Source organism: Cellulomonas hominis, from assembly GCF_901521055.1.
GTDB classification, from domain to species: Bacteria; Actinomycetota; Actinomycetes; order Actinomycetales; family Cellulomonadaceae; genus Cellulomonas; species Cellulomonas endometrii.
This window is the reverse complement of sequence record NZ_CABEGA010000021.1, coordinates 23,160-49,219: the sequence shown is the minus strand read 5'-3', so window position 1 is coordinate 49,219 and position 26,060 is coordinate 23,160. Positions and strand designations below refer to the sequence as shown.

General features: G+C 71.6%; 30 protein-coding genes. 15 read left to right on the top strand and 15 right to left on the bottom strand.

The features are described 5' to 3' along the window. Positions 1-560: 560 nt before the first annotated feature. Positions 561-1,139 (bottom strand): hypothetical protein, encoded by a 579-nt coding sequence (locus tag KJP73_RS06115; RefSeq protein WP_213281908.1) that lies wholly within the window; start codon positions 1,137-1,139, stop codon positions 561-563. A 262-nt stretch (positions 1,140-1,401) separates the two neighbouring features. Here KJP73_RS06115 and KJP73_RS06110 point away from each other — a divergent pair, with 262 nt between their 5' ends. From KJP73_RS06110 to KJP73_RS06095, 5 genes are all read left to right on the top strand, one after another. Next, entirely contained in the window at positions 1,402-1,848 is a 447-nt protein-coding gene (locus KJP73_RS06110; RefSeq protein WP_213281907.1) for a hypothetical protein, read from the top strand. Positions 1,849-2,003: 155 nt separating this feature from the next. Continuing rightward, positions 2,004-2,294 (top strand): hypothetical protein, encoded by a 291-nt coding sequence (locus KJP73_RS19620; protein WP_349628289.1) that lies wholly within the window; start codon positions 2,004-2,006, stop codon positions 2,292-2,294. A 481-nt stretch (positions 2,295-2,775) separates the two neighbouring features. Then, the gene (locus KJP73_RS06105; protein WP_249669145.1) at positions 2,776-3,948 is read left to right on the top strand and encodes a tyrosine-type recombinase/integrase; all 1,173 of its coding nucleotides are present in this window, start codon (positions 2,776-2,778) and stop codon (positions 3,946-3,948) included. Then, on the top strand, positions 3,945-4,277 hold the full coding sequence (locus KJP73_RS06100) for a helix-turn-helix domain-containing protein (protein WP_146840797.1): 333 nt from the start codon (positions 3,945-3,947) through the stop codon (positions 4,275-4,277). Before KJP73_RS06105 ends, KJP73_RS06100 begins: the two co-directional genes overlap by 4 nt. A 174-nt stretch (positions 4,278-4,451) precedes the next feature. Continuing rightward, the gene (locus tag KJP73_RS06095) at positions 4,452-5,807 is read left to right on the top strand and encodes a hypothetical protein (RefSeq protein ID WP_213281906.1); all 1,356 of its coding nucleotides are present in this window, start codon (positions 4,452-4,454) and stop codon (positions 5,805-5,807) included. 42 nt (positions 5,808-5,849) lie between these two features. On the opposite strand, the gene KJP73_RS06090 is transcribed toward KJP73_RS06095, so the two are convergent. Both KJP73_RS06090 and KJP73_RS06085 read right to left on the bottom strand, forming a co-directional pair. Then, the gene (locus tag KJP73_RS06090) at positions 5,850-6,359 is read right to left on the bottom strand and encodes an N-acetyltransferase family protein (RefSeq protein ID WP_433995149.1); all 510 of its coding nucleotides are present in this window, start codon (positions 6,357-6,359) and stop codon (positions 5,850-5,852) included. Next, positions 6,356-6,730, bottom strand: coding sequence for an ArsR/SmtB family transcription factor (locus KJP73_RS06085; protein WP_213281905.1), 375 nt, complete (start codon positions 6,728-6,730; stop codon positions 6,356-6,358). Before KJP73_RS06085 ends, KJP73_RS06090 begins: the two co-directional genes overlap by 4 nt. A gap of 103 nt (positions 6,731-6,833) precedes the next feature. Here KJP73_RS06085 and arsM point away from each other — a divergent pair, with 103 nt between their 5' ends. Beyond that, a complete protein-coding gene (gene arsM, locus KJP73_RS06080) occupies positions 6,834-7,598 on the top strand; it encodes an arsenite methyltransferase (RefSeq protein WP_213281904.1) in 765 nt (254 codons plus the stop codon). After that, complete coding sequence (locus KJP73_RS06075) at positions 7,598-7,795, top strand: hypothetical protein (protein ID WP_213281903.1); 198 nt, start codon at positions 7,598-7,600, stop codon at positions 7,793-7,795. Before arsM ends, KJP73_RS06075 begins: the two co-directional genes overlap by 1 nt. A gap of 69 nt (positions 7,796-7,864) precedes the next feature. Here the strand turns inward: KJP73_RS06075 and KJP73_RS06070 are convergent, their stop codons facing one another. Beyond that, entirely contained in the window at positions 7,865-9,673 is a 1,809-nt protein-coding gene (locus KJP73_RS06070) for an FAD-dependent oxidoreductase (RefSeq protein WP_249669143.1), read from the bottom strand. Between the two features lie 217 nt (positions 9,674-9,890). Between KJP73_RS06070 and KJP73_RS06065 the strand changes: the two genes are divergently transcribed. From KJP73_RS06065 to KJP73_RS06045, 5 genes are all read left to right on the top strand, one after another. Then, complete coding sequence (locus KJP73_RS06065; protein WP_213281902.1) at positions 9,891-10,868, top strand: PstS family phosphate ABC transporter substrate-binding protein; 978 nt, start codon at positions 9,891-9,893, stop codon at positions 10,866-10,868. A gap of 1 nt (position 10,869) precedes the next feature. Beyond that, entirely contained in the window at positions 10,870-11,832 is a 963-nt protein-coding gene (gene pstC / locus KJP73_RS06060) for a phosphate ABC transporter permease subunit PstC (RefSeq protein WP_213281901.1), read from the top strand. Then, positions 11,832-12,731, top strand: a complete 900-nt coding sequence (gene pstA / locus KJP73_RS06055) for a phosphate ABC transporter permease PstA (protein WP_213281900.1) — start codon at positions 11,832-11,834, stop codon at positions 12,729-12,731. The genes pstC and pstA overlap by 1 nt, the downstream gene beginning before the upstream one ends. A gap of 110 nt (positions 12,732-12,841) precedes the next feature. Further along, a complete protein-coding gene (pstB, locus tag KJP73_RS06050) occupies positions 12,842-13,633 on the top strand; it encodes a phosphate ABC transporter ATP-binding protein PstB (RefSeq protein WP_249669149.1) in 792 nt (263 codons plus the stop codon). A gap of 16 nt (positions 13,634-13,649) precedes the next feature. Further along, on the top strand, positions 13,650-14,435 hold the full coding sequence (locus KJP73_RS06045) for a winged helix-turn-helix transcriptional regulator (RefSeq protein WP_213281898.1): 786 nt from the start codon (positions 13,650-13,652) through the stop codon (positions 14,433-14,435). On the opposite strand, the gene KJP73_RS06040 is transcribed toward KJP73_RS06045, so the two are convergent. The 11 genes from KJP73_RS06040 to KJP73_RS05990 all read right to left on the bottom strand — a co-directional run bounded on the left by KJP73_RS06040 (position 14,401) and on the right by KJP73_RS05990 (position 24,117). Continuing rightward, the gene (locus KJP73_RS06040) at positions 14,401-15,309 is read right to left on the bottom strand and encodes a three-helix bundle dimerization domain-containing protein (protein ID WP_213281897.1); all 909 of its coding nucleotides are present in this window, start codon (positions 15,307-15,309) and stop codon (positions 14,401-14,403) included. The two genes, KJP73_RS06045 and KJP73_RS06040, sit on opposite strands and share 35 nt — an antisense overlap. A 34-nt stretch (positions 15,310-15,343) precedes the next feature. After that, the gene (locus tag KJP73_RS06035) at positions 15,344-15,691 is read right to left on the bottom strand and encodes an ArsR/SmtB family transcription factor (RefSeq protein WP_213281896.1); all 348 of its coding nucleotides are present in this window, start codon (positions 15,689-15,691) and stop codon (positions 15,344-15,346) included. Positions 15,692-15,731: 40 nt separating this feature from the next. Continuing rightward, positions 15,732-16,151, bottom strand: a complete 420-nt coding sequence (locus KJP73_RS06030; protein WP_213281895.1) for an arsenate reductase ArsC — start codon at positions 16,149-16,151, stop codon at positions 15,732-15,734. A gap of 18 nt (positions 16,152-16,169) precedes the next feature. Beyond that, positions 16,170-17,189, bottom strand: a complete 1,020-nt coding sequence (locus tag KJP73_RS06025) for a metalloregulator ArsR/SmtB family transcription factor (protein WP_213281894.1) — start codon at positions 17,187-17,189, stop codon at positions 16,170-16,172. Beyond that, a complete protein-coding gene (gene arsB / locus KJP73_RS06020) occupies positions 17,186-18,295 on the bottom strand; it encodes an ACR3 family arsenite efflux transporter (protein ID WP_213281893.1) in 1,110 nt (369 codons plus the stop codon). Before arsB ends, KJP73_RS06025 begins: the two co-directional genes overlap by 4 nt. Beyond that, positions 18,292-19,350, bottom strand: a complete 1,059-nt coding sequence (trxB, locus tag KJP73_RS06015) for a thioredoxin-disulfide reductase (RefSeq protein ID WP_213281892.1) — start codon at positions 19,348-19,350, stop codon at positions 18,292-18,294. Before trxB ends, arsB begins: the two co-directional genes overlap by 4 nt. Positions 19,351-19,472: 122 nt before the next feature. Next, a complete protein-coding gene (locus KJP73_RS06010; protein WP_213281891.1) occupies positions 19,473-20,291 on the bottom strand; it encodes a cytochrome c biogenesis CcdA family protein in 819 nt (272 codons plus the stop codon). Next, the gene (locus tag KJP73_RS06005; protein WP_213281890.1) at positions 20,288-22,330 is read right to left on the bottom strand and encodes a heavy metal translocating P-type ATPase; all 2,043 of its coding nucleotides are present in this window, start codon (positions 22,328-22,330) and stop codon (positions 20,288-20,290) included. The genes KJP73_RS06010 and KJP73_RS06005 overlap by 4 nt, the downstream gene beginning before the upstream one ends. Then, the gene (gene cmtR / locus KJP73_RS06000; RefSeq protein WP_213281889.1) at positions 22,327-22,731 is read right to left on the bottom strand and encodes a Cd(II)/Pb(II)-sensing metalloregulatory transcriptional regulator CmtR; all 405 of its coding nucleotides are present in this window, start codon (positions 22,729-22,731) and stop codon (positions 22,327-22,329) included. Before cmtR ends, KJP73_RS06005 begins: the two co-directional genes overlap by 4 nt. 52 nt (positions 22,732-22,783) lie before the next feature. Continuing rightward, positions 22,784-23,419, bottom strand: coding sequence for a vitamin K epoxide reductase family protein (locus KJP73_RS05995; protein ID WP_249669142.1), 636 nt, complete (start codon positions 23,417-23,419; stop codon positions 22,784-22,786). After that, the gene (locus KJP73_RS05990) at positions 23,416-24,117 is read right to left on the bottom strand and encodes a DsbA family protein (protein ID WP_213281888.1); all 702 of its coding nucleotides are present in this window, start codon (positions 24,115-24,117) and stop codon (positions 23,416-23,418) included. The genes KJP73_RS05995 and KJP73_RS05990 overlap by 4 nt, the downstream gene beginning before the upstream one ends. Positions 24,118-24,235: 118 nt before the next feature. On the opposite strand from KJP73_RS05990, the gene KJP73_RS05985 reads away from it, so the two are divergent. The 3 genes from KJP73_RS05985 to KJP73_RS05975 are packed head-to-tail and all read left to right on the top strand — an operon-like array spanning position 24,236 to position 26,021. Next, positions 24,236-24,610, top strand: a complete 375-nt coding sequence (locus KJP73_RS05985; RefSeq protein ID WP_213281923.1) for an ArsR/SmtB family transcription factor — start codon at positions 24,236-24,238, stop codon at positions 24,608-24,610. Continuing rightward, positions 24,607-25,527, top strand: a complete 921-nt coding sequence (locus KJP73_RS05980) for a cation diffusion facilitator family transporter (RefSeq protein WP_213281887.1) — start codon at positions 24,607-24,609, stop codon at positions 25,525-25,527. The genes KJP73_RS05985 and KJP73_RS05980 overlap by 4 nt, the downstream gene beginning before the upstream one ends. After that, a complete protein-coding gene (locus KJP73_RS05975; RefSeq protein ID WP_213281886.1) occupies positions 25,524-26,021 on the top strand; it encodes a methyltransferase family protein in 498 nt (165 codons plus the stop codon). Before KJP73_RS05980 ends, KJP73_RS05975 begins: the two co-directional genes overlap by 4 nt. Positions 26,022-26,060 lie beyond the last annotated feature (39 nt).

Sequence of the window (26,060 nt, the reverse complement as noted above, 5' to 3'; positions counted from 1 at the left end):
CCAGCTCGCCGGGCGGTCGTTGTTGGCGGCTAGGGAGCGTCGAACGCGATCGGTTGGGACGGCCACGTCCGATGAAGCAATCAGCCTGGCGACTCCGTCATCGGCGGCCGCTAGGGTGGACAAGGTCCAACGTGAGCGTCACAGGACGGGCCGCGGGTGCACCGCAGAGGCGCGGCGCGTGCTGGTGCGCTGCTCACGGGCACGGGGTGCATGCTTCAGGTCGGCGGCCTCATGCCCCGTCAGCCGGCTGTTCGCGCGCGCCCGCGACGGCATGGCTGCGGCCAAAGCCTGCGGCCGGCGCGGCGGCGGACCAAAACTCGCGTCGGCGCGGGCCCAGCACCTGGTCAAGGTGTTCGAGGCGGGCGAGAGGAACGACGGGAGTTCGCCCAGCCGTTCGGAATCTCGCGCGCAGCCGTTTGCCGCACCGTCGAACGGGCCGAGCGGGAGCCGCGGGGGTAATGGACCGGTCGCGGCCCACCGAGCTCCCGAACACGATGACTACATGCGTTGGATGGATTGACCCCAGGAGGCACCGGTGCCTCCTGGGGTCAATCCACTCGCTACGCGCTGATCCGCACGCAGGCGTAGTTCGCGTAGACCCCGCCGGTAGCCGAGTTCTTCTGCCGCGCGCAGAAGTCCGAGCCGTGCTGGAGGTGGAAGTCTGCGGGGTCCCACCTGAGATCGCCGCCGCCGTAGCTGCACGCGCTGCCCGAGACCGTCGCCGTCTTGTTGGGGTTGGCGGTGCGATCGGTGTACTTGAACTGCGCCGTCTTGGAGCAAACGTTGTCGCTAGCCGAAATGTAGCTTGAGATCGCGTATGCGAACCCGGTCCCGCCCAGCGGGCTCGAGTTGATCACCGTCACGCAGTTCTGCGCACCGATACCGCCTGGCGCGGCGGTGCATCCGAGCGCGTCCATCGTGTGGACGTCACCGTCCGCGTTGGTCTCCGTCTCGAGCGGGATCACTCGACCGCTCGGCGTCTCCCCCCACATCTCTAGCTCGGTGCCGTCAGCCAGCTGGACGATGCTGACCTCCGTTGCCGTGGACGTCGCGCCGTCGGCCGCGATCGCTGGCGACGACGCGAGGAACGATGCGGATACAACCGCGAGCACGGCGAAAAGTGACCTCTTGACACGCATGGAATACCCCCTGGTATGGACGCAATCGCGGCCGGTAGCCGCAACTTGACCGTAGCGCGGCAGCAGTGTGTAGGTGGGCGAATCTGAAACCCATCTGAACCTTGACATTCGACCCTCCCGTGTGCGAGGGCAGCCTCTTCCACGTCTGCTGTTCCTGTGTGAGTATGGAGAGATGCCGATGCCTCGCCCGTTCAACGAGCCTGTGTCAGGTGAGCGGGGGGGCGCCCGATTGGGGCGCCTTCCGATAGCTCTCGTCGTCGCCGTGGCAGTCGGACTGGGAGCAGCGCTCAACATGACTCGCGCCGACGGTGCTACGCATAGGGTCATCGCACTGTTCGCAGCTCTCGCAGTAGTCGTGGTCGCGGCGATCCAGCGTCGACGGACGTCGCGCAGAGTCACAGGCGCGCTGCTGCTTGGCGCGGCTCTGGTTCTGGTTAGCTACGCGATGCTGCCCATCGCGTACTTCTTAGGTCCCGCGTTCGTCGCCGCCCTGGCCGCCGTCATCGCGTTCTCCTGGCGATCCGATCTCATCGCCGCTGTGTCGACCCTCGTCGTCGCAGGAGCGGGTGTCGCGATCCGGCTGGTCCTCTCGGCCGGCGACGTGCCCTATCAAGTAGCGGTACTCGCCCTAGCGGCACTCAGTCTCGCCATCCTCGCGGCATGCACGCGTCGAGAGTGGGGCGCTCTCCGTCAGCCGGAACTCGCGTAGCGGTCGTCGTGGGCGCATGCCGAGCGGCGAAAGCGGGAGCCTGATTCTGGAGCGATGCCCCGCCCACGACGCTCCCGCCTGTCGTCCGGCGACTCGAGCCAGTTCGTCGACGTCGTGCTGGCGCGCGTCGCGGAGACCATCGCCGAACCAGCTCGCTGCGCGGCGTAGACACGCGGGAAGCGAAGTGGGACGGCTACCGCGCCGTCCTGGTCGTCGACGACGCCGGTGCCCGCAACTACTCTCGGCGCCTCACCGCCGCGCTGCCGGGCCTGGCGGCCGGCGCCGTCGACCAGCTGCCCGCCGGCACGGTGCTCGACGGGGAGGCCGTCGTGTGGTCGACCACGACCGGCGCCCTGGCGTTTCTCGGCACTGCAGCGTCAGGTCGCCAGCCCTCGCGCCGCCTCGCGCCTAGCGTGCGAACAGCCCGCGAGTTACGTCGCGTTTGACGTCCTCGAGCACGCCGGCCGGAACTTGCGCGCCCGACCGCTGGCCGAGCGGTGCGCCGTGCTCGCGGAGCTCGCCGGCACCTGGTCACCACCGACGACGCTCTCCCCGAGCACCGACGCCCCTGCGCATCGTCGGCCGCACCGTCCCGCTCGGCGCTCTCGCCGCCTGCGACCTCACCGCCCAGCTACGCCCCGCCGGCCCAGACCACCCCTGGCCGGCCGTCGTCCCCGCCTCCGCCGTCCACGGCTTCGGCGCCGGCCGCGAACCCGTCACCCTCACGCTGATCGAACCCCTCGTCATCGAGGTGTCCGCCGACATCGCCTGGTCCGGGACCAGCTGGCGCCACCCCGTGCGCTACGTCCGTGTTCGTCCAGAGTTGCATCCTGACGAGGTCTCGGCACCCCCGGCTACCGCCTGACTTCAGCGGCTCCGACCCCCAGTCCATCGCGCGGCGCGGCCATTGGCCAGTGCCTCTTGTGCTTGCGCATCGATGTTGTGTTTGATGCAACGGTGACCATGGGGCGGCGACTCGACCTACCAGGTGCGGCGCACCTGGTGCTCGTCGACGGCGTCGGGTTGATCGACCCCGAGTCGGCGGTCCTCGCCGCGATGCTGCAGGGCTGGGAACGGCAGCAGAAGGTTCGGTTCCTCAAGTCGGACACGGTGCGACGGCGGCTGAGCATGGTGCGGCGGATGGTCGAGTTCTCGAACCTCTACCCGTGGCAGTGGACGGCAGCGGAGGTGGAGGCGTTCATCAGCGGGCAGTCCTCAGGCCGCGCGCCGATCGCGGTGTCGACCGCTCGCTCCTACACGGGTGACCTGCGCTTGTTCCTCGAGTACGTGACTGACCCGCGCTACGGCTGGCGCGACGTCTGCGCCGACCGGTTCGGCCAGGTGCCGCAGCAGGTGCTCGACGAGTGGAACACCGTCGTACACAGCTCGGTGTACGAGGGTCGCCCCGGGCGGCGCCCTCTGAACTACGAGGAGGTTCAGCTGCTGTTCGACGCCGCGGACGACCTCGTGGAGCACGCCCGGGTGCGCCGACGCAAAGGCGCGCTGGCAGCTCAGCGAGACGCCGCGCTGCTGAAGACGGTGTACGCGTTCGGCCTGCGCCGGAGGGAGGCATGGGGCCTGGATCTGGTGGATCTGCGCGCCAACCCGAAGGTCCGTGCGTTCGGGCGGTGCGGTGCGGTGATGGTCCGTTGGGGCAAGTCGCAGCGCGGCGGGCCGCCGCGACGTCGCACCGTGATGCTCGTGCCGGAGATGGACTGGATCGTGCCCGTTCTGCGGCAGTGGATCGACGAGGTACGCCCTCGCTTCGATCCCGGGAAGCACCCGGCTCTGTGGGTGACTGAGCGGCGCAGCCGCCTTGACTGGCGGGGCATCAACGCGGCGTTCGCCGAAGCGAGGGACGCTGCGGGATTGGACAGGAGCTTGGATCTGCACTGTCTGCGGCACTCGTACGTGACCCACCTGGTCGAGTTCGACTATCCCGAGCGGTTCGTTCAAGAGCAGGTGGGCCACGCCTACGCAGCCACGACAGCGATCTACACCGGCGTCTCCGATGCCTACCGCAACACCCTGCTGCGCCGGGCGATCACTGCCCATCAGCCGGACCTGTGGCGCGACAACGCCGAGGAAGGAAGCTCGTGATCAAGAAGATGGGCATCGAGTGGAACCTGCGCCTACGCATGGCGGAGCGGGGGATGTTCGCCACCACCGACCTGGTACCTCAACTCGCCGAACGTGGCGTGCACCTGTCACGCGAGCAGGTCTACCGCCTCGTGACGGCACCCCCGCAACGCCTCAGCACGGACACCCTCGCTGCCCTGTGCGACATCCTCGACTGCACCCCGAACGACCTGATCTCCGTCGTCGCCGTCGACGCCACCGTCGCAAAGGCGGGGAACGGCTCCCGGGGGCCCGGCGGCGCCGGCCCTGCGGTCCAGCGCACTCGGATCCGCCGGCCGAACCTCGACTGAGCCCACGTGCCCGGCGAGGTGCGCCACCCTTACCAAGCCCCGCGGACGCACTGCGCGATCTGCGGGTCCACTGCCGCTGCGGCGGCCAGGTGGCCGGTGGGTCCTGTCTGCCGGTCGTGCTACGCGTCGGCTCGCACCCACCCGGGCACCTGCGCCTCCTGCGGCAACGCGCGTGTGCTGATCGCCGCGACCTCTAGCTCCACGTCGACGAAGCGCACCCTGTGCGGGCCGTGCTCGGGGAGCCGGCGCTACGCCTACGTTTGCATCCGCTGCGGAGGCGGCGAGGAGCCGTACAAGGCGAAGCTCTGCGTGCGCTGTGCCCTGCGCGACCAGCTCAGCAGTGCCTTCGGGCAACCGGCGCTGAGTGAACCTGCTTGGGTCCTGGTCGAGGCACTTGCGAACAGTCGCCGGCCTCGCTCGGTGATGAAGTGGCTGACCAACCCCCGCGGGGGAGCACGCGTCGTGCGCGATCTCCTTGCTCAGAACGTCACGATCGACCACGCCGCGCTGGACGCGTATGACGAGCGCGAGGTGTGGTCCCTGCGCCGCACGCTTGTCGACATCGGCGTGCTCCCCGGGCGCCACGACCCGATCGAGCGACTCGACGCCACGCTGGAGCGCGTCGCGGCCGACCTGCCCGGTCCCACCCGCCAGGTCATCCGAGCCTACGGTTCCTGGTCGCTGCTGCGCCGAGCTCGTCGACGCTACGAGCGCACCGGCACCTTCACCTACAGCCAGTTCCGAGCCGCGTGGCAGCGCCTCGAGCGCGTCGCGCAACTGCTGACCTGGCTCGACGCGCGAGGCACCGCCCTCGCTGAGTTGGACCAGGCCACGCTCGACCGGTGGCTCACCGGCGCATCGCACGACCGCCGCATCGCGACGGCGGACTTCCTTCACTGGGCGGCCCGGCGCCGGCTTGCGTCCCCGCTGCACGTGACGCACGTTCAGCGTCAGGACCCGGACGTCTCGATGACCGAGGACGAACGCTGGGCGCAGGTCCGCAGGTGCCTGACAGACCCGACGATCCCCGACGACGTCCGCACAGCTGGAGCGCTGCTGCTGCTGTACGGGATCCCATTGGCCCGCGTCGTGGAGCTCACCAGCGATCACGTCCACCACCCAGGCGTCATGCCCTACCCCACGGGCTTCTCGATCGCTGTCGGTGGGCCCGTCGTGCTCGTACCCCCGGCGCTGGGGCGGCTGCTCGCGCGACTCCCGCACCAGACCAGCTCGCGAGGGGTGCCCCTGATCCCGGCCCGTTCCTCGCAGCCTCCCTGGCTCTTCCCCGGCCGCGGCACCTCGGGCCACATCAGCTACACGGGGCTCGTCACCCGCATGCGCCGCTACGGGCTGACGGTGCGCCGCGCGCGCAACGCGGCACTGATCTCCCTGGCCAGCGACCTACCGGCATCGGTGATCAGCGATCTGTTCGGGCTGAGCATTGCTGCCTCGACCGGCTGGGCCCGGCGCGCGGGACGCGACTGGCAGGGGTACCTCAGCGCGATAAGCGACCGTGACGCGCCTGGCTAGGCATCAGGCTCGCCGAGGGCTCGGCGGTGCGGCACCCCAGCGCTACAGGCGCTTCTCCAGCAGGACCACGTCGAGCCACGTGCCGGCATGCGGCCCGTGTTCCATCAGGCCGAGCCGCTCGCGCGTGCCCACGACACGGAATCCGGCCGCCTCGTGCAGGGCGAGACTGGCGAGGTTCTGCGGGAAGACACCGGACTGGACGGTCCAGATTCCGCCAGCCCGGGCCGACTCCAGCAGGTGATCGAGCAGGTCGCGCCCCACACCGCGGCCACGAGCTTCGGGTGCGACGTAGACCGAGTGCTCGACGACGCCGGCGTAGACGCAACGTCCCGAGACGGGGGAGACAGCGACCCAGCCGAGGACGTTGTCCCCGTCGAGGGCGACGAAGCGGTGCTCAGCCAAGTGGCCGGCGTCGAAGTCGTCCCAGGTGGGCGGCTGGGCCTGGAAGGTCGCCGTGCCGGTCGCGATGCCGGCGGCGTAGATGTCCAAGACTGCGGCGGCGTGCCCGCCGTGCATCGGGGCGACGGTGACGCCCGTGGACGCGTTGGTCATGCGGCAGAACGGTCGAGCAGGTGCTCGCCGAGGTGCGCGGTGAGCGCCCGCACAGCGTCGGGCACCAGCGTGTAGTACGCCCAGACCCCGCGCTTCTCGCGGGTGACGAACCCGGCCTCGGTGAGCACCTTGAGGTGGTGCGACACGGTCGGCTGGGAGAGTCCCACCGGCTCGGTCAGGTCGCAGACGCACGCCTCGCCGCCGTCGTGCGCGGCGATAATCGACAGCAGCCGGAGCCGGGCCGGGTCGGCCAGCGCCTTCAGCGTGCGGGCGGTCCGGTCGGCGTCGTCGGCGGACATGGTGCTGCCGGTGACCGGGCTGCAGCAGGCGGCCGACGTCGCGGTGCTGATCGGGAGCAGGTCCAGAGCCATGACGACATCCTCGCCCACACATCGACCGTTGTCGATGTTGACAGCCGTCGATGTCTGGTGTCAGTCTCATCACATCGACGGGGATCGATCCCTTGGAGGAGTGATGGTGCAGGACATCCGTGAGCAGGTCCGGTCCCGGTACGCGCTGGCGGCGGTGCAGGGCAGCGGTGACGCCGGCTGCTGCGGCGGTGGCGACTGCGGGCCGCAGGACCTGGTGATCGACGCGCGGTTCGGCGCGACGCTGTACGGCGCCGAGGACGCGGCCGCGGTGCCCGCCGAGGCCCTGGCCGCGTCGCTGGGGTGCGGGAACCCGCTGATGGTGGCCGAGCTGCGCGAGGGCGAGCGCGTCCTGGACCTCGGGTCCGGCGGCGGGATCGACGTGCTGCTGTCCGCGCGCCGCGTTGGGCCCACGGGCTTCGCCTACGGCGTCGATATGACCGACGAGATGCTCGACCTGGCCCGCGCCAACGCCGCGAAGGCGGGAGCGGCGAACGTCGAGTTCCGCAAGGGCACGATCGAGGACCTCCCGCTCGACGACGCCGCGGTGGACGTCGTGATCTCCAACTGCGTGGTCAACCTGTCCACCGACAAGCCCGCAGTGCTGTCCGAGGCGTTCCGGGTGCTGGTGCCCGGCGGGCGCGTGGGGATCTCCGACGTGGTCGCCGAGGACCACCTGACCCCCGAGGAGCGCGCCGAGCGCGGTTCCTACGTCGGGTGCATCGCCGGGGCGCTGTCCCGCACCGAGTACCTGGACGGTCTCGCCGCTGCCGGGTTCGCCGACGCCGAGGTCGAGTTCACGCACGCCGTGGCGGACGGGATGCACGGTGCGATCGTCCGCGCCCGCAAGCCCGCATCCGAGGAGGCGTGATGGACCCCGAGGTGTACCTGACGATCCATCAGCAGCACGAACGGGAACTGGCCCGGGAGCTCGAGCTGCGTCGCTCTGCCCAGGACTGCCCGGGCTGCGTCGTCCGGGCGGTCCACCGCCTGCGCGACGCGGTCGAGAGGCTTCGGGCCCGGGTCCCGGCCCGTGCTACGCCCACGGCGGTCTGCTGCGCCGCGTGATCTGCCGCGCTACGTGACCTGCAGATCGACGGCGGCGCACCCCTCGCGGGGTGCGCCGCCGTCGCTGCGTCAGTCGGTCAGCAGCTTGTCCACCAGGGTGCGGACCCGCTGGTCGATGTGGTCCCGCAGGCTGCGGATGCCGTCGAGGGTCCACCCTGCCGGGTCCGGGAGCGACCAGGTCTCGACGTGCGGGTGGTCGGGAAGGTCCAGTCCCGGCTTGAGTGCGACGATGACGTCGGCCTGCGCGGCGATCTCGGCGGTGATCAGGCGGGGAGTCTGATCGCGGCGGTCGATGCCGAGCTCGTCGAGCGACTCGAGCACCGTCGAGGACACCGCCTCGTCCGGTTTGGTTCCTGCGGACAGCACGGTCACGCGGTCCCCGGCGTACGCCGCGGCCAACCCCGCGGCCAGCTGGGACCGACCGGCGTTGTGCACGCAGACGAACAGCACCGCCGGCTTCCGGGGGGCGGCGTCGCGCCCGAGCGAGGCGCGCTCGGCGTCGACCCGGTGCTCAGCGACCCACGCCTGCGACGCGACCTGCACCGCGTCCCAGGGTGACCCGAGCGGCGGGGTGTAGGCCAGGTCCAGGTCGGCCATGCCGGCGACGTCCATCTCGTGGAACAGCGCCGTGGCGAACGTGTCCACCCGCTTGGCGGTCTGGGTCGCGCGGGTCCCGACGAGCTGGGCGCCGAGCAGGCGGCCCGTAGTCGCGTCGCCCGTGACTCGGATGTGGATCGGTGCCGCGCCCGGGTAGTACCGCTTGTGGTCGTCCGGCGCGCTGGCCGTGGTCGCCGGGGTGAACCCGGCGGCGGTCGCCTCGTGTTCCCGCAGGCCCGTGCGGGCCGCGACCAGGTCGAACACCTTGACGACCTGCGTGCCGACGCTGCCGGCGAAGCGCGCCCGGCCGCCGACGGCGTTCTCCCCGGCGACCCGCCCCTGCTTGTGGGCGGTGGTGCCCAGCGGCAAGTAGCTGGTGCCGAGCACCCGGTGATGGGTGACCACGCAGTCGCCGGCGGCCCAGACCTGCGGCAGTCCGGTCGACATGTCCGAGTCGACGAGCACCGCACCCCGCGGGCCGGTCGCGGCTCCGGCGCCGACCAGCAGGCCCGTGTCCGGCCGCACGCCGACCACCACGAGCACCAGGTCGACGTCCCAGGACGTGTCCCCGTCCGGGCCGGTGGCCGCCACGTGCAGCCGCGCGCCACCATCCGTCGATCGCTGCACGCGCGTGACGGTGGTCGCGGTGCGGACCTCCACGCCGTTCCGGACCAGCTCGGCCCGGATGAGCGCGCCGAGCTCGGGGTCCACCGTCGGCAGCACCTCGGGCAGCGCCTCCACCTGCGTGACGCGGATGCCGCGGGCGGTGAGGCCCTCCGCCATCTCCACGCCGACGTACCCCGCGCCGACGATCAGCGCCGACCGCACCGCGGCTGCGTCGAGCGAGTCCGTCAGGGCGAAGGTGTCGCCCATGGTGTGCAGCAGGTGCACCCCGTCCGCGGCGCCCAGGACGTCCAGGCCGTCGATCGGCGGGCGGACCGGGACCGCGCCGGTCCCCACGACGAGGGCGTCGTAGTCCAGCCAGCGCTCGCCACCGCCGGCGCCGAGCACCTGGAGCCGTCGCCCCTCAGCATCGATCCGGGTGGCGACGGTGTCCAGCAGCAGGTCGATCCCCGCACCCTCGAGCTGCTCGCGGGTGCGGTGCGCCAGGTCGTGCCAGTCCGGCACGTCACCGGAGATGTAGTACGGGATCCCGCAGATCGAGTAGTTCGGGTAGGCGTCGGCGACCACGACGGTCACCTCGGCCCGCGGATCGAGCTCGCGTGCGCGCAGCGCCGCGCTGATCCCCGCGTCTGATCCGCCGACGACGACCAGGTGCATGGACGTTCCCTTCTGCGTTGGAGCTTCTGCGCGCAGTCAACACGACGTCGATGAACCGCAGGTGGCGTGGTGCTGGCTCGGGGCCCCGCACGCAACGTTAGACCGACGTCTACTTATCAGTGATCGTTTACCGCGAGTTCACCGGGAATTCGTGTAGACGAGCTTCTATCGATTCGTCCCGCTCGGGACCCGTGCCCTCCATCAGACAGGATCCGACGTGTCCAACCCGCGCCAGCTCCCTGCCGCCGTTGCCGGTGCAGCGGCCCTCGTCCTCGCGCTGACCGCGTGCGGCGGCCAGCAGTCCGGTTCCACCTCCGAGCAGTCCGGCTCGGGAGGCAGCGGCCTGAGCGGCGAGGTCGTCATCGACGGCTCCTCGACGGTCGAGCCGCTGAGCTCGGCTGCCGCGACCCTGTATCGGGACGAGCAGCCGGGTGTGAACGTCACGGTGGCGACCTCGGGCACCGGTGGCGGGTTCAAGCGCTTCTGCGCTGATGAGACCGACATCTCCGACGCCTCGCGCCCGATCAAGGACGAAGAGATCCAGGCCTGCGCCGACGCCGGCATCGAGTACACCGAGATCGTCGTCGCGAACGACGGGCTGTCTGTCGTCGTGAACCCCGAGAACGACTGGGTGGACTGCCTGACGGTCGAGCAGCTGGCCACCATCTGGGGCCCGGAGTCCGAAGGTGAGATCACCTCGTGGCAGCAGGTCGACCCGTCCTTCCCGGACGAGCCGCTGGAGCTGTACGGCGCCGGGACCGACTCGGGCACGTTCGACTACTTCACTGAGGCGATCAACGGCGAGGAGGGCGCGATCCGCGCCGACTACTCCCCGTCGGAGGACGACAACCTGACGGTCCAGGGTGTCACCGGCGCCACCGGCGGCACGGGCTTCTTCGGCCTGTCCTACGCGGAGGAGTACGCCGACCAGATCAAGCTCGTCGGCGTCGACGGCGGAGACGGCTGCGTGGTCCCGTCCACCGAGACCGTCCAGGACGGCACCTACGTCCCGCTCGGCCGCCCGCTGTTCATCTACGTGAACAACGCCAAGTACACCGAGAACGAGGCCCTGCGCGACTTCGTGGACTTCTACGTCGAGAACAGCGAGCAGGCCGCCACGGACGCCCTGTTCGTCCCGCTGACCGACGAGCAGCGTCAGACCGCCCAGGACGAGCTGGCCGCGCTGGTCGGCTGACATGACCACCACGCAGCACCTCCGGAGCGGCCCTGCCGAGCAGGGCCGCTCCGGCCTGCGCGCCGATCGGGACCTGAGCCAGGTGCGCTCGCGCCGCGGCGAGACCGTGATCCGCCTCCTGCTGCGGGCGGCGGCGGGGCTGTCGGTGCTCATTACCGCCGGCATCGTCATCTCCCTGCTCGTTCCGGCCATCGGCTTCTTCCAGCAGGTGTCGGTCGTGGAGTTCTTGACCGGGACCCGCTGGGCGCCGCAGTTCGCCGACCCCTCGTTCGGGGTGCTGCCGCTCATCACCGCCACGGCATGGACCACCGTGATCGCGTTGGCCGTGGCAGTGCCCTGCGGGCTCGGTGCGGCCGCCTACCTCGCCGAGTACGCCCGACCCCGGGTGCGCAAGGTCCTCAAGCCGATCCTCGAACTGCTCGCCGGTGTCCCGACGGTCGTCTTCGGGTTCTTCGCGCTGAGCTTCGTCGGCCCGGCCCTGCGCGATTGGCTCGGGATCGACGTCGGGACGTTCTCCATCCTGGCCGCAGGGCTGGTGATGGGCGTGATGATCATCCCGACCGTCGCCTCCCTGTCCGAGGACGCGATGAGCGCCGTGCCCAACGCGCTCCGTGAAGGCTCCGCAGCGCTCGGCTCCAACCGGATGCAGACGACGCTGCGGGTCGTCTTCCCCGCCGCGCTGTCCGGGATCGTCGCCGCAGTGGTCCTGGGCATCTCGCGGGCGATCGGCGAGACCATGATCGTCGCGATCGCCGCCGGTGCCCGACCCCAGATGGTCACCGACCCCACCATGGAGGGCGCCACCATGACCGGGTTCATCGCCCGCATGGCGCTCGGAGATTCCCGGGTCGGATCCCTCGAGTACGACACCTTGTTCGCGGTCGGGCTGCTGCTGTTCCTGCTGACGTTCGTCGTGAACCTGATCAGCATCCGCCTCGTGCGCCGGTTCCGGCAGGAGTACTGATGACCGCCACCACCACGCCCGCCACCCGGCCACTGCCCACCGGGCAGCGCTCCCGGGAACGCAGCCCGGGCGCGACGCTGTTCCTGGTCCTGCTCTGGGCGAGCCTGCTCGTCGCGTTCGCGACGTTGGTGACGCTCCTGGTCAGCACGATCGTCGAAGCGGGGGACCGCCTCGACTCGACGCTGCTCACGGAGTACCCGTCGTCCCGGCCGGAGGAGGCCGGTGCGCGGCCGGCCATCCTGGGCTCCCTGTGGGTGATCGGCACGACGGCGGTGCTCGCGGTGCCGCTCGGGATCGCGGCCGCGGTGCACCTGGAGGAGTTCGCGGACCGGCACAGCCGCTTCAACCGGCTGCTGGAGCTTAACATCCAGAACCTCTCGGCGATCCCCTCGATCATCTACGGGATGCTCGCGATCGGGACCCTGTCGCTCATCGGGGTGCAGAACAAGAACATCGTGATCGGCGGTGCGCTCGCGCTGGCCCTGCTGATCCTCCCCGTCATCATCATCTCGACCCGCGAAGCGCTGCGCGCCGTCCCCCGCGAGCAGCGCCAGGCCTCCCTCGCCCTCGGTGCCACAGAGCTGCAGACCACGTGGCGTGTGACGTTGCCGGCCGCGGTCCCCGGCATCTCCACCGGCACGATCCTGGCGCTGTCCCGCGCACTGGGCGAGGCCGCACCCTTGCTGCTGCTCGGTGCTCTGGTGTTCATCTCCTTCGACCCGAACGGTCTGCTCAGCGGCTTCACCACCATGCCCATCCAGATCTTCGGCTGGACCAACAGCCCTCAGGCAGGGTTCCGCGAGCTGGCCGCCGCCGCCTCGGTGCTGCTCGTGGTGATCCTGCTCGCGATGAATGCCCTGGCGATCATCATCCGCAACCGGTCCCAGCGCCGCTGGTGACCCCGCTCCCCGAGGACCCCGACATGACGAGCACCACCACCGGGCGTGACGTGCACCCCGACGACACCGGCTCCCTGGACGCCCGACCGCGCGCCGGCGTGCACCGCGAGATCCCCGAGACACCGTCCCCGGTCCTCGAGTGCGAGGACGTCAGCGTGTACTACGGCCCCTACCAGGCCGTCCGGGGCGTCTCCCTGACCTTCGGGCTCAACGAGATCACCGCGCTCATCGGCCCCTCCGGGTGCGGGAAGTCCACCATCCTGCGGTCCCTGAACCGGATGAACGACCTGGTGGACTCAGCACGGGTCGCAGGCTCGGTGCGCTACCACGGGCAGGACCTCTACGCGAAGGGCGTGGACCCGATCGAGGTCCGTCGTCGGATCGGGATGGTGTTCCAGAAGCCGAACCCGTTCCCGAAGTCGATCTACGACAACGTCGCCTACGGCCCTCGCGTCACCGGGATGCGGCCGTCGTCGATGGACGACCTGGTCGAGGAGGCGCTGACCCGCGCGGCACTGTGGGACGAGGTCAAGGACAAGCTCAAGCAGAGCGCCTACGGGCTGTCGGGCGGCCAGCAGCAGCGGCTGTGCATCGCCCGCACCATCGCAGTCGAGCCCGACGTGATCCTCATGGACGAGCCCTGCTCCGCGCTCGACCCGATCGCGACGCTCCGGATCGAGAACCTGATGGCCGAGCTGCGCGAGCGCTACACGATCGTCATCGTCACGCACAACATGCAGCAGGCGGCGCGCGTCGCCGATCGGACCGCCTTCTTCACCGCCGACGTCGACGATGCCGGTGAGCGGCACGGAGTGCTGGTCGAGTTCGACACGACAGCCCGGCTGTTCGAGAAGCCGGCCGACCAGCGCACCGAGGACTACATCAGCGGCCGGTTCGGCTGAGACCCCGGAGGGGACCATGAGTGCCACGACGACGCGGCGGCTCAGCACGCCGCAGTCCCGCCGAGCCGAGGACGCCGTGCGCGCCTGGCGGCGCGAGGGCGCGGCCGGGACGGTCGGCGTGATCGACCCGGGACACGCCCTGGACGACGGCCTCGCCCGCGAGCTCGCGGGGGTCGACCTGGTGGTTCTTCGGTGCGCCGACCCGATCGCCGCGCTCGTGCGGTTCGCCGTGCGGCCGGTGCAGGTCGCCGTGCTGCTCGCGGACGACGACCAGCCGGGGGTTGGTCCGGTGGTCCAGGCGCTGCGCGCCGAGCTGGCGCTGCCGGTGCTGCTGGCGTGGGACCCGGCGGGCGGGCTCCCGCCGGCGGACGCGGTGCTCGCTGGTGCGCTGCCCGTGCTGCGCCTGCCGCTGGAGCTCGACGACGTCCTGGCGCGCCTGGGCGAGGTGTGGCCGGCGCGGCCGCCCGGCGGGCCCGTGCTGTCGGCAGGTGACCTGGTCGTCGACCCCGGCGCGTACGAGGCGACCTGGAGCGGGATCCCCTTGGGGCTGGCCCGCCGTGAGATGAACCTCCTGCTCGCCCTGGTGCAGAGCCCGGGCCGGGTGGTACCGCGCGAGCAGCTGTGGCGCCTGTGGCCGTCCACCTCCGACCAGGACGGCAACCTGGTAGCCGCGGTCGCGCGCCTGCGCCGGCACTTCACCCGAGCAGGTGCCCCGGCAGCGATCGGAACGGTGCGTGGACTCGGGTACCGGCTGGAGGTGACCGCGCTCAGCGGCTCGGGGGCCGCGAGTCGATCTGCGTGAGCAGCCCCAGCACGCGCCGCTCGAGGTCGGTCACCACCGCCTCGATGTCGACGCCCTCCACGGCCGGGTCGAGGACGTCCCAGTCCAGGTAGTGCCGCCCTGGGTAGACCGGGCACGCGTCGCCGCACCCGAGGCTGACGACGTAGTCCGCCGCTCGCACCACGTCGTCCGTCAGCGGCTTGGGGAACTCCAGCGCCATCGACCAGCCCCGGCGGGTGATCGCCGCCACGACCGCCGGGTCGACCGCCGCCGCCGGTGCCGAGCCGGCGGTGCGCACGGCGACGGTCTCACCGGCGTGGTGGCGCAGCGCAGCCGCCGCGATCTGCGATCTGGCGGCATTGCGGATGCACACGAACAGAACCTCCGAACCGCGACGGGGGACCCTGCCCTCGCCGCGGGCGAGCGAGCTCAGGCGGTCGCTCGCGAACCGCGCAGCCAGGACAGGCAGGTGCTGCGCCACCCTCGCCCGGCGCGCGAGCAGGTCGTAGCTGTCGTGGACGTACCGGGCCACGGTCTGCTCGCTGAAGACCCCACGGAAGGTACCGGCGAGGTCGGCCGCGACCCGGTCGAGCGCCGCGGCGTGCGTGCGGACCGTCGCGGGCCCGGGCGGTGCAGCGGGCTCCACGACGGACCCGAATCGCATGTACGCATCAGCGGTGGCGGTGTACCGGCCGCCTGCACCCGCACCGGTCTGCTCGACGAGTCCGACGGTCAGCAGACGGTCCAGGCACGCCTGCACCGTCCGGGAAGAGACACCGGGTCCGACGAGCTCACCAGGGCCGGCGCCACCGCGCGCATCGGTCATGACCAGCGTGAGGACCTGGAGCGCGTCAGGGTCGCCCAGGACGAGCGCCTGGTCAGCGGCAGTCGTCACCGCAACCACGACCTGAGGTCGGTTGGAGCGATGGTCAGCGCAAGAGGTCCGCGATCGCGGCGAGACGGTCGGGGACGATACTGAACCACGCCTCGCGTCCCACCGGCTCCCGGGCGAGCACGCCCGCCTCGACCAGCATCGACACGTGGTGGCTGATCGTCGGAGAACGCAGCTCGAGCGCCGCCGCCAGGTCCTTGACCCGGGCGCGCCCGTCGGGGCTGTGGTGCACCACGCTCAGCAGCTGCAGGCGAGTGGGGTCGGACACCGCCCGCAGCACGCTCGCGGTGCGCTCGGCCTCCTCGCGGGCGAGCACCAACCGGACAGTGCGCAGCGGCGGCGCACCGGAGTCGGTGCGCCGCTCGTCTGCTGCGGAGGTCGGCACCCATGGAGCGTACCTGCGCCTTCTTGACCGGTCCTGAGGATCAGGCGACCTGCTGGACGCCGAGCTCGTCCAGCAGCACCTCGATGCGGCGGCGGATCTCGTCGCGGATCGGGCGCACGGACTCGATGCCCTGGCCGGCCGGGTCCTCCAGGGCCCAGTCCTCGTAGCGCTTGCCGGGGAAGATCGGGCAGACGTCGCCGCAGCCCATGGTGATGACCACGTCGGAGGCCTGCACGGCGTCGGTGGTGAGCACCTTCGGGCGCTCGGTGCGGATGTCGATGCCCTCCTCGAGCATCGCCTCGACCGCGATCGGGTTGATCTGGTCCGCAGGCATCGAGCCGGCGGACCGGACCTCGACGGCGCCGCCGGACAGGTGGCGCAGGTAGCCGGCGGCCATCTGGGAGCGGCCGGCGTTGTGCACGCAGACGAACAGGGCGGAGGGCTTCGTGGTCTCGCTCATCGGGTTCTCCTCAGGGGATCAGGCGGGGACGGGGAGGTCGGGCAGCAGGTCGGCGAGCAGGGCGCGCACGCGGCGGTCGATCTCGTCGCGGATGGCGCGCACACCGGTCTCGGAGGCGAGGGCGGGGTCGCCGACGACCCAGTCCTCGTAGCGCTTGCCCGGCAGGATCGGGCAGGTGTCACCGCAGCCCATGGTGATGACAACGTCCGCTGCGCGGACGGCGTCGTCGGTGAGGGGCTTGGGGAACGCCTCGGCGTCGGCGGACAGCTCCTCGAGCAACGGCCGGACCCCGGGATGCACCTCACCGGCCGGCGCGGAACCGGCGGACCGCACGACGACCTGGTCACCGGCGTAGTGGTGCAGCAGGGCGGCTGCGAGCTGGGAGCGGCCGGCGTTGGCGACGCAGACGAACAGCACCTGCGGGCGGTGGGCGGCGGCGGACGTGATCGCCCGCTCGGCATCGGCCAGGCGCTGCCGGGCGAACCGCTCGGTGTTCACCACGAGGTGGGAGCGGACCGCCGAGGACCGGGCCAGGCCGGTGTAGGACTCGCGGACGACCGTCAGGACCGCCGCGGGGTCGCGGTCGGGGAACGCGGCGACCAGCCGGTCGGCGATCCGTGCCAGGGCGGTCTCGGCGTCGGTCAGGCCCGTGAGGGGTGAGAGGTGCGCCGCCTCGGCCGCCACCGGCGCGAACGAGTCCAGCAGGGTCGTGACCGCGCCGCGCAGGGCGGGCTGCACCCGGTAGTAGACCCAAGTGCCGCGCCGCTCGGAGGTGAGCAGGCCGACGTCTTTGAGCAGCTTGAGGTGGTGGGAGACCGTCGGCTGGGAGACCTCGGCGACCGTGGCCAGGTCGCAGACGCACGCCTCACCCGACGGCGACGTCGCGATGAGCGAGAGCATCCGCAGCCGCAGCGGGTCGCCCAGGGCCTTGAGCGTGCCGGCAACCTGGGTGGCGGCGTCCAGTCCCATCGCGTGGTCGGCAGGGGACGGCTGGCACGCCTCGTCGACGGGCGGGGCGGTGGGAGTCGTGGCGGTCATGAGCGAACCTCCTGCGGTGCGGCGGCGGGAACGGGAGGAGCGGTGTCGGTGAACCAGCGTCGGCCGGCCCACAACGAGACGTAGACCAGCCCGACGAGGACCGGGACCTCGATGAGCGGGCCGACGACACCGGCGAGCGCCTGCCCGGAGGTGGCGCCGAACGTGCCGATGGCGACGGCGATCGCGAGCTCGAAGTTGTTGCCCGCCGCGGTGAACGCCAGCGTGGTGGAGCGTGCGTACCCGAGTCCCAGGCCCCGGCCGGTCAGCATGCCGACGCCCCACATGACCGCGAAGTACACGAGCAGCGGCAGGGCGATCCGCGCCACGTCGAGCGGGCGGGACGTCACGGCGTCGCCCTGCAGGGCGAAGAGGAGCACGATGGTGAACAGCAACCCGTACAGCGCCCAGGGGCCGATGCGCGGGATGAACCGCTCCTCGTACCAGTCGCGGCCGCGGGTGCGCTCGCCGATCCACCGCGACGCGAACCCGGCGGCGAGCGGGACGCCGAGGAACACCAGGACGTTGACCGCGATCTGCCCGATTGACACGTCGAGCCCGGCGGAGTCGAGGCCCAGCCAGCCGGGCAGCACGGTCAGGTAGAACCAGCCGAGCAGCGAGAACGCCACGACCTGGAACACCGAGTTGATCGCGACCAGGACGGCGGCGGCCTCGCGGTCGCCGCACGCCAGGTCGTTCCAGATCACGACCATCGCGATGCACCGGGCCAGGCCGACGATGATCAGCCCGGTCCGGTACTCCGGCAGGTCGGGCAGGAACACCCAGGCGAGCGCGAACATCAGCGCGGGCCCGACGACCCAGTTCAGCGCGAGCGAGCTGACCAGCAGCCGCTTGTCGCCGGTCACCGCGGCGACCCGGTCGTAGCGCACCTTGGCCAGCACCGGGTACATCATCACCAGCAGACCGAGCGCGATCGGCAGGGAGATCCCGCCGACCTCCAGCTCGGCCAGCGCCTCGCCCAGAACGGGGACGAACCGGCCCAGCGCGAGGCCGGCGACCATCGCGAGGCCGATCCACGCCGGCAGCCACCGGTCGAGCGTGGACAGCCGACCCCGCGTCGCGGTCAGGTCGGGGGTCTGCGCGCTCACCGCGCCACCGCCGCGGCGGCCGTGTCGGCGCCCTGGGCGGCCAGCGTGTCTGCCAAGTCGACGTCCGCGTGTTCCACGGCTTCGGGGATGTCAGGCGGCGAGGCGGGGTCGGCGTCGCCGAGCGCGGCGAGGTAGTGCTGGGCGTCGAGCGCGGCCGAGCAGCCGGAGCCCGCGGCCGTGATCGCCTGGCGGTAGGTGTGGTCGACCGCGTCGCCCGCGGCGAACACGCCCGGCAGGTTGGTCCGGGTGGACCGGCCCTCGACGACGATGTAGCCGTTCTCGTCCAGGTCGACCTGCCCGACCAGCAGCTCGGTGCGCGGGACGTGGCCGATCGCGACGAAGATGCCGGTCGCGTCGTGCTCGCGGGTCTCGCCGGTGATCGTGTCGCGCAGCGTGACGCCGGTGACCTTGTCCTGGCCGTGGATGCCGACGACCTCGGAGTTCCAGGCGAACCGGATCTTCGGGTCGTTCTTGGCGCGGTCCGCCATGATCTTCGAGGCGCGCAGCTCGTCGCGGCGGTGCACCATCGTCACGGACTTGCCGAACCGGGTCAGGAACGTGGCCTCCTCGACCGCGGAGTCGCCGCCGCCGACCACGATGATGTCCTGGTCCTTGAAGAAGAACCCGTCGCAGGTCGCGCACCACGACACGCCGCGGCCCGAGAGCCGCTTCTCGTCCTCCAGGCCGAGCTCGCGGTACGCGGAGCCGGTGGACAGGATCACGGCGCGAGCGCGGATGGTCTCGCCGCCGCCGGTGACGATGGTCTTGACCGGTCCGGCCAGGTCGAGGGAGACGGCGTCGTCCCACAGCACCTCGGCGCCGAACCGCTCGGCCTGCTTCTGCAGGTTGTCCATGAGGTCGGGGCCCAGGATCCCGTCGGGGAAGCCGGGGAAGTTCTCGACGTCGGTGGTGTTCATCAGCGCACCGCCCGCGGTGACGGAGCCGGCCACCACGTAGGGGGACAGGCCCGCGCGAGCCGCGTAGATCGCGGCGGTGTACCCGGCGGGTCCGGAGCCGACGATGACGATGTCCCTGAGAGAGGCTTGCTTCGACATGTCTCTATATTGGCACAGATCGATGCCAGCAGGATGAACGCTGCGTAAACGTGGCTGCAGATCTAGCGGCTGGCTCGCGAACTTCACGGTCGCACTCGTACCCGGGCCTCTGACGCCGGCGGTCAGACCACGGGCTGGAAGATCAGGATCAGTCCCTGCAGGCTCTGGGCCCAGCGACCCCACAGGCCGGTGACCAGCGCTACGCCGATCAGGACGAGCATCGTGCCGCCGATCCGGGAGATCGTCCGGCGCCGACGGCGCACGACCTCGAGCAGGCGCGTGCTGCGGCCGAGCCCCAGCGCGAGGAGCACGAACGGCATGCCGAGCCCGAGGGCGTAGGCGGTGGACAGCAGCGCACCCCGGGTGGCCGACCCGCCGTCGAGCGACAGCGCCATGACGGCAGCCAACGTCGGGCCGATGCACGGTGTCCAGCCGAGTCCGAACGTCACGCCCAGCAGCGGGGCGCCCCACAAGGTCGCGGGCGGACGGCGGTGCACCCGGACCTCGCGCTGCAGGAACGGCACGCCGCCGAGGAACGCGACGCCCATGACGACGACGACCACGCCGAGCACCCGGGTGATCGGGTCCTGCCAGCGCAGCAGCGCCGCCCCCAGCGACCCCGCCAGAGCACCGAACGTCACGAACACGAGCGCGAAGCCCAGCACGAACAGCGCGACACCGAGCGTGAGCCGCCTCCTCCCTTGTCGGGCCGCGGGCCGGGGCGTAGCCGGCGCACCGACCGGCTGCACGCTCTGTGCCGTGAGCCCGCTGAGGTAGCCCAGGTAGCCGGGGACCAGCGGCAGCACGCACGGCGAGGCGAACGACACGGCGCCTGCCAGCAACGAGACCAGCAGGGCGAGGAGCAGCGGACCCGAGAACGCAGTGGTCGCGAAGAGCGACCCGACGTCGGCAGCCACCGACGTCGCGGCCGGTCCCCTCACGCCGCCGCCGTTGTGTGGGCGTCGACGGCGGGCGCCGGAACGCGTCCGGCGCCGGGGCCCGGGTCCGCAGCGCGTGCGGCGCGGATGCCGTTCAGGATCACGACCACCTCGGCGATCTCGTGCACCAGGACGACACCGGCGAGCCCGAGGGTCCCGGTCAGGGCCAACGGGAACAGCGCGACGATGATGAGCAGAGCCAGGGCGATGTTGCCGGTCATGATCCGGCGTCCCCGGCGGGCGTGCGCGATCGCGCGCGGCAGCAGACGCAGGTCGTTGCCCGTGAACGCGACGTCCGCGGACTCCACCGCCGCGGCGGTGCCCGTGGCACCCATCGCGATGCCGACGTCGGCCGCTGCCAGTGCGGGGGCGTCGTTCACGCCGTCGCCGACCATGGCCGTGCCGGTCCCGAGCGCCACGACCGCGGCAGCCTTGTCCTCGGGACGCTGCTCTGCGCGCACGTCGTCGATGCCGGCCGCCGCCGCCAGGGCGTGCGCGGTGCGGCTGTTGTCACCGGTCAGCATGGTGGTGCGCAGCCCCGCGGAATGCAGTGCCGCGATCGCGGCGGCCGCCTCGGGACGCAGCTCGTCCCGGATCCCGATCACCGCGACGGTCCGCCCGTCGGCGCGGACGACGACGGTGGTCATTCCGGCGGACTCCATCCCGTCCAGCGCCTCGGTCAGCGGAGTGGCGTCGAGCCACCGGGGAGAACCGACCTCGACACGCACGCCGTCGACCAGCCCACCGACGCCGTGACCCGGTTCCTCGACAACCTCGTCCGCCGTGCCGGCCGATGGAGCGGCCGCGAGCAGCGCCCGCGCGAGGGGGTGGGAGCTGCGTGCCTCCACGGCGGCCGCCCAGGTCAGCGCCTGCTCGGGCGTCGTGCCCTCGACGGTGCGTGTGTCGACGACCTCCGGCCGGTTCACCGTCAGCGTGCCGGTCTTGTCCAGCGCGACCGTGCGCAGCGCGCCCAGCTGCTCGAACGCCGCGCCGGACTTGATCACGACACCGAACCTGCTCGCCGAGCCGATCGCCGAGATCACGGTGACCGGCACGGCGATCGCCAGGGCGCACGGAGAGGCGGCGACCAGGACCACGAGCGCCCGGTCCACCCAGACCGACGGGTCTCCGAGCAGCGACCCGAGGACCGCGATCGCGGCGGCGATCACGAGCACGGCGGGCACGAGCGGCCGGGCGATGCGGTCGGCGAGACGTGCGCGCTGACCCTTGCGGGCGTGCGCTTCCTCGACCAGCCGCACGATCGTGGTCAGGGAGTTGTCCCGACCGTCGGCCGTCGCCTCCAGCTCCAGGGCGCCCGTGCCGTTGACAGCCCCGGCCGGGACGGCGTCGCCCGGACCGACCTCCACCGGGATCGACTCGCCGGTCACCGCCGAGGTGTCCACGGAGCTGCGACCGTGCACGACCACGGCGTCGGTGGCCACCCGCTCGCCCGGCCGCACGACGAGGACGTCCAGCTCACGGACGTCCCGCGCCGGGATGACGACCTCACCGGTGAGCCGGGAGAGGCGCGCGGTCTCCGGGATGAGGGTCAGCAGGGCACGCAGGCCGTGCTTGGCGCGATCCATCGCCCGGTCCTCGAGCGCCTCGGCGATGGAGAACAGGAACGCCAGCGCCGCCGCCTCCGCGACGTGGCCCAGCAGCACCGCACCCGCGGCGGCGATCGTCATCAGCAGCCCGACACCGAGGCGGCGTCGGGCGAGCCTGCGCAGGGCTCCCGGGACGAAGGTCCACGCGCCGGCCACCAGCCCCAGCGCGAACGCGACCGTGCCGGCGACCGCGTCCGTTCCGGACCACTCGAACCCGTACCCGAGCACGAGCAGCACCCCCGAAGCAGCCGGTAGGCGCAGCGCGGGGTCGCGCCACCATGCGACGAACGCCTCGTCGTCCTCCTGCGGCGCAGGGGCGGGGTCGCAGCAGTCGTCGGCGTCCGGCGGTGCAGGAGAGGTGCCCGCCAGGGGTGCGCCGATCGTCAACGGCAGGCCCGGGGCGTCGTCGTCCGGGCCGCAGCACTCGCGGCTCACGCCCGCACCGCCATTACGTCGGTGCGAGGGTGCTGCGCCGTCTGCGCGGGCTCGCACGCGGCGCAGCAACCCGGCACGTCGCACGAGTCGCTGGTGCAGGGCGCGCCCTCGTCGACCGCGAGCACCACGTCGACGAGCGAGTTGAGCGCCTGTGCCAGGTGCGGGTCGGCGACCGCGTACCGGGTGCGGCGACCCTCGGGCTCGCCGAGCACGAGGCCGCAACCCCGCAGGCACGCGAGGTGGTTCGAGACGTTGGAACGGGTCATGCCCAGGTGTCCGGCCAGCTCCGCCGGGTAGGCCGGGCCGGTGGTCAGTGCAGTGAGGATGCGCGCGCGGCTCGGGTCGGACATCGCACGACCGAGCCGCGTGAGGACCTCGATTCGCACCGTACTAGTCAGCATGTGCTGAACAGTACAGCGATCGCTGTATCAATGAGAAGGTGCTGGAGGTGTCTCACGGGAGCAGGGTGGACCAGTAGGACCAGAACCGCTGGAGCGCGAGGAGGATGATGGCCAGGTACCAGCAGGTCAGGAGGGTCGAGCGGTAGTCGAGCGCCACCGAGAGCACCGCGCGCGCCGGCACCGGTAGCGAGAGCTGCCACCGCTGGAGGTTGCGCAGGGTCACGGACAGGAACACCGGGATCGTCACCGCCCACACCACGAGGCAGTAGGGGCAGAGCGCGCCGATGCGGTAGAGGCTCTGGAACGCGAGCCAGTGCACGAAGACCACGCCGAACGTGACGCCGACCTGCAGCCCCACCCAGAACCACTCACCGAACCGGGCGCCGCTGAGCATGCTCGCTGCCGCTGTGAGGACCACGGTGAACCCCACGACCCCGATCAGCGGGTTGGGGAACCCGAAGACGGAGGCCTGCTCGGACGCCATCACCGAGGTGCACGACAGGACCGGGTTCAGCGTGCAGGTCGGTACGTGGGCGGGGTCCTCGAGGACCGCGAACCGCTCCAGGAGCAGGGCGATGGCGGCCGCCAGGCCCGCAGCGGCGAGCGCAGCGAGCACCAGGGCGCGGCGGCGCTCAGCCGTACGGCTCTCGAACAGGACCGTGCTCGCGGTCGCGGCGACAGCGGTCACGCGCCGCCCGCCTGGTTCAGGGCGTCGTCGAGGGCGTCAGTCAGGTCGGACACGCTGCTGAGCTCCAGGCGCTGCCCGTCGAGGAAGAACGTCGGCGTTCCCTGCACGCCGAGCGCCTGCCCGTCGTCCAGGTCCTGCTGGACGCGCTCGAGGGTCGCCGGGTCGGCGACGGCCTCGTCGTAGGCGGCGAGGTCCAGGTCCAGGTCCTCGGCGAACGTACGGAACAGATCCGCCTGAGAGGCCTGCTGCTCGCCCCACTGCGTCTGGGTCTCGAACATGCGGTGGTACATGTCCTCGATCTGACCCTGCTGCGCCGCGGCCTCCACGGCCAGCGCGGCGTTCATCGCGTTGGCGTGGCTCTCGATGGGGAAGTAGCGGATCACGTAGTTGATCTGCCCGGCGTACTGCTCGCGGATCTGCTCCACGACCGGGTAGAAGGCGCCGCACGCCTCGCACTCGAAGTCCATGAACTCCACGAGGGTCGGTGCGTCCGGGCCGGCGTCGTCGAGCACGTGCGAACTGGTCCGTGTCGCCGGGAGGGCGCCGTCGTCCTGCTGCGGCACCAGTCCGCGGGGGCCGGTGGCCAGGGCGTAGACCAGCAGTCCCGTGATCGACAGCACCACGAGTGCGCCCGCGATCAGGGCGCTGCGCACGCGGGGGTCGAGCGGGCGCGGGCGGTTGGCGGCGTCGGTCTTCATGGCATCGCACGCTAAGCGAGCGCGGACGGCCCATCCGCCGACGGAGATGGAGATTCGATGAAGAAGGCAGCGGGGCTGTCGCAGCCCGAGCCGCTCGACCTATCATCGGTGCGTGACGATGACATCCGCACGCGACGATGATGATAACCAGTCGCCCCCGGTCGACGACGCGGCGCTGACAGCGCCCACTGCCGCTCTGTTCCGTGCGCTCGGCGAGCCGGCACGGCTCACGATGCTGCGGCACCTGTTCACCGGTGAGCACTCGGTGCGCGAGCTCACCGACCACCTCGGGTTGGCGCAGAGCACCGTCAGCGTGCACCTCGCCTGCTTGCGGGACTGCGGTCTGGTCACCACCCGGCAGCGGGGGCGGTCCTCCCTCTACGCCATCGCCGACCCCGGCCGGCTCGCGACCCTGCTCGGGGCGGCGGAAGGTCTCCTGCAGGGCGGGTCGCGCCCGGATGCGTGCGGGCACGTCGCGGGAGGTGCCCGATGAGCCACGACCACGGTCACGCGCCCGCGGGCGGCGGCGACCACCGGCGCCGGCTGGCGATCGCGTTCGGCCTGACCTCCACGGTGCTCGTGGCGCAGGCGGTGGGTGCGCTGATGACAGGCAGCCTCGCGCTGCTCGTCGACACGGCGCACATGCTGACCGACGCCGCCGGTCTGGCGATGGCACTGGTCGCGGCGCACCTGTCGCTCAAGCCGGCGACGTCCCGGCGGACGTGGGGCTACCGGCGGGCGGAGGTGCTCGGGGCCCTGGCCCAGTCCGCGGTCCTGCTCGCGGTCGGCGGCTACGTGCTGATCGAGGGCGTGCAGCGGCTGTTCGACCCCCCGGAGGTGCCCTCCACCGAGCTGGTCGTGTTCGGCATCATCGGCCTGGTCGCGAACGTCACCGCGATCGCGGTGCTGGCCGGTGGCAGGTCCGCGAACTTCAACCTGCGTGCTGCGTTCCTGGAGGTGCTGAACGACGCTCTGGGCTCGGTCGGCGTGATCGTCGCGGCGATCGTCATCGCGACCACCGGCTGGCAGCAGGCGGACGCGGTCGCCGGCCTGCTGATCGGGGCGCTGATCGTGCCGCGCGCGATCAAGCTCCTGCTGGAGACCAGCGCCGTGCTCCTCGAGTCCACCCCGCGAGGGCTCGACCTGGACGCCGTGCGCGAGCACCTCCTCGGTGTGGAGCACGTGCGGGCCGTGCACGACCTGCACGCGTCGCTCGTGGCGACCGGGCTGCCCGTGATCACCGCGCACGTCACGGTCGACGACGAGTGCTTCTCCGACGGGCACACCGCGCGGATCCTCGACCAGCTCCAGGACTGCCTGACGAGCCACTTCCCGATCTCCGTGGAGCACTCGACGTTCCAGATCGAACCGGCATCGCACCGCACGCACGAGCACCTGGGGCACGCGTGAACCGGCGGACCGCCACGGCGGTCCCGCCGGCCGTGCTCGCCGTGGCCGCGTTCGGCGTCCAGCTGGCGCTCGCCCGCGGTGCGCGACCGTCGGCGGGCTCGCTCGTCGCCGGCGCACCCGTCGCGGTCACCGCGGGCTGGCTGCTGGGCGACGCGCTCGTGCAGTTCCGGCGTGCCCGCACGACCGTCGACCCGGTGGCACCCACGAGGGCGACCGCGTTGGTGCTCACCGGCGCCAACCAGGTCAGCCGGAACCCGATGTACCTCGGGATGGCGGGGGCCCTGCTCGCTCATGCGGTGGCCCGGCGGTCGCCAGGCGCGGTGGCGCCGGTCGCGGCGTTCGTCGCGGTGCTCTCGGTCGGGCAGATCGCGGCGGAGGAGCAGGCGTTGACGGAGCGCTTCGGTGGCGCGTACGCCCGGTACCGCTCACAGGTGCCTCGCTGGGTCGACGCACGGTCCGTCCGCGTGGTCGGGGCAGCGCTCATCGGGCGATGAAGATCCGATGAAGGGCGCGGCAGGGTGCGGCTGCGGCAT

Coding starts and splice junctions, on each gene's coding strand:
- KJP73_RS06115 (WP_213281908.1), bottom strand. CDS start 1,139: ATGCGTGTCAAGAGGTCACTTTTCGCCGTGCTCGCGGTTGTATCCGCA.
- KJP73_RS06090 (WP_433995149.1), bottom strand. CDS start 6,359: ATGACCAACGCGTCCACGGGCGTCACCGTCGCCCCGATGCACGGCGGG.
- KJP73_RS06085 (WP_213281905.1), bottom strand. CDS start 6,730: ATGGCTCTGGACCTGCTCCCGATCAGCACCGCGACGTCGGCCGCCTGC.
- arsM (WP_213281904.1), top strand. CDS start 6,834: ATGGTGCAGGACATCCGTGAGCAGGTCCGGTCCCGGTACGCGCTGGCG.
- KJP73_RS06075 (WP_213281903.1), top strand. CDS start 7,598: ATGGACCCCGAGGTGTACCTGACGATCCATCAGCAGCACGAACGGGAA.
- KJP73_RS06070 (WP_249669143.1), bottom strand. CDS start 9,673: ATGCACCTGGTCGTCGTCGGCGGATCAGACGCGGGGATCAGCGCGGCG.
- pstC (WP_213281901.1), top strand. CDS start 10,870: ATGACCACCACGCAGCACCTCCGGAGCGGCCCTGCCGAGCAGGGCCGC.
- pstA (WP_213281900.1), top strand. CDS start 11,832: ATGACCGCCACCACCACGCCCGCCACCCGGCCACTGCCCACCGGGCAG.
- KJP73_RS06045 (WP_213281898.1), top strand. CDS start 13,650: ATGAGTGCCACGACGACGCGGCGGCTCAGCACGCCGCAGTCCCGCCGA.
- KJP73_RS06030 (WP_213281895.1), bottom strand. CDS start 16,151: ATGAGCGAGACCACGAAGCCCTCCGCCCTGTTCGTCTGCGTGCACAAC.
- KJP73_RS06025 (WP_213281894.1), bottom strand. CDS start 17,189: ATGACCGCCACGACTCCCACCGCCCCGCCCGTCGACGAGGCGTGCCAG.
- trxB (WP_213281892.1), bottom strand. CDS start 19,350: ATGTCGAAGCAAGCCTCTCTCAGGGACATCGTCATCGTCGGCTCCGGA.
- cmtR (WP_213281889.1), bottom strand. CDS start 22,731: ATGCTGACTAGTACGGTGCGAATCGAGGTCCTCACGCGGCTCGGTCGT.
- KJP73_RS05990 (WP_213281888.1), bottom strand. CDS start 24,117: ATGAAGACCGACGCCGCCAACCGCCCGCGCCCGCTCGACCCCCGCGTG.
- KJP73_RS05985 (WP_213281923.1), top strand. CDS start 24,236: ATGACATCCGCACGCGACGATGATGATAACCAGTCGCCCCCGGTCGAC.
- KJP73_RS05980 (WP_213281887.1), top strand. CDS start 24,607: ATGAGCCACGACCACGGTCACGCGCCCGCGGGCGGCGGCGACCACCGG.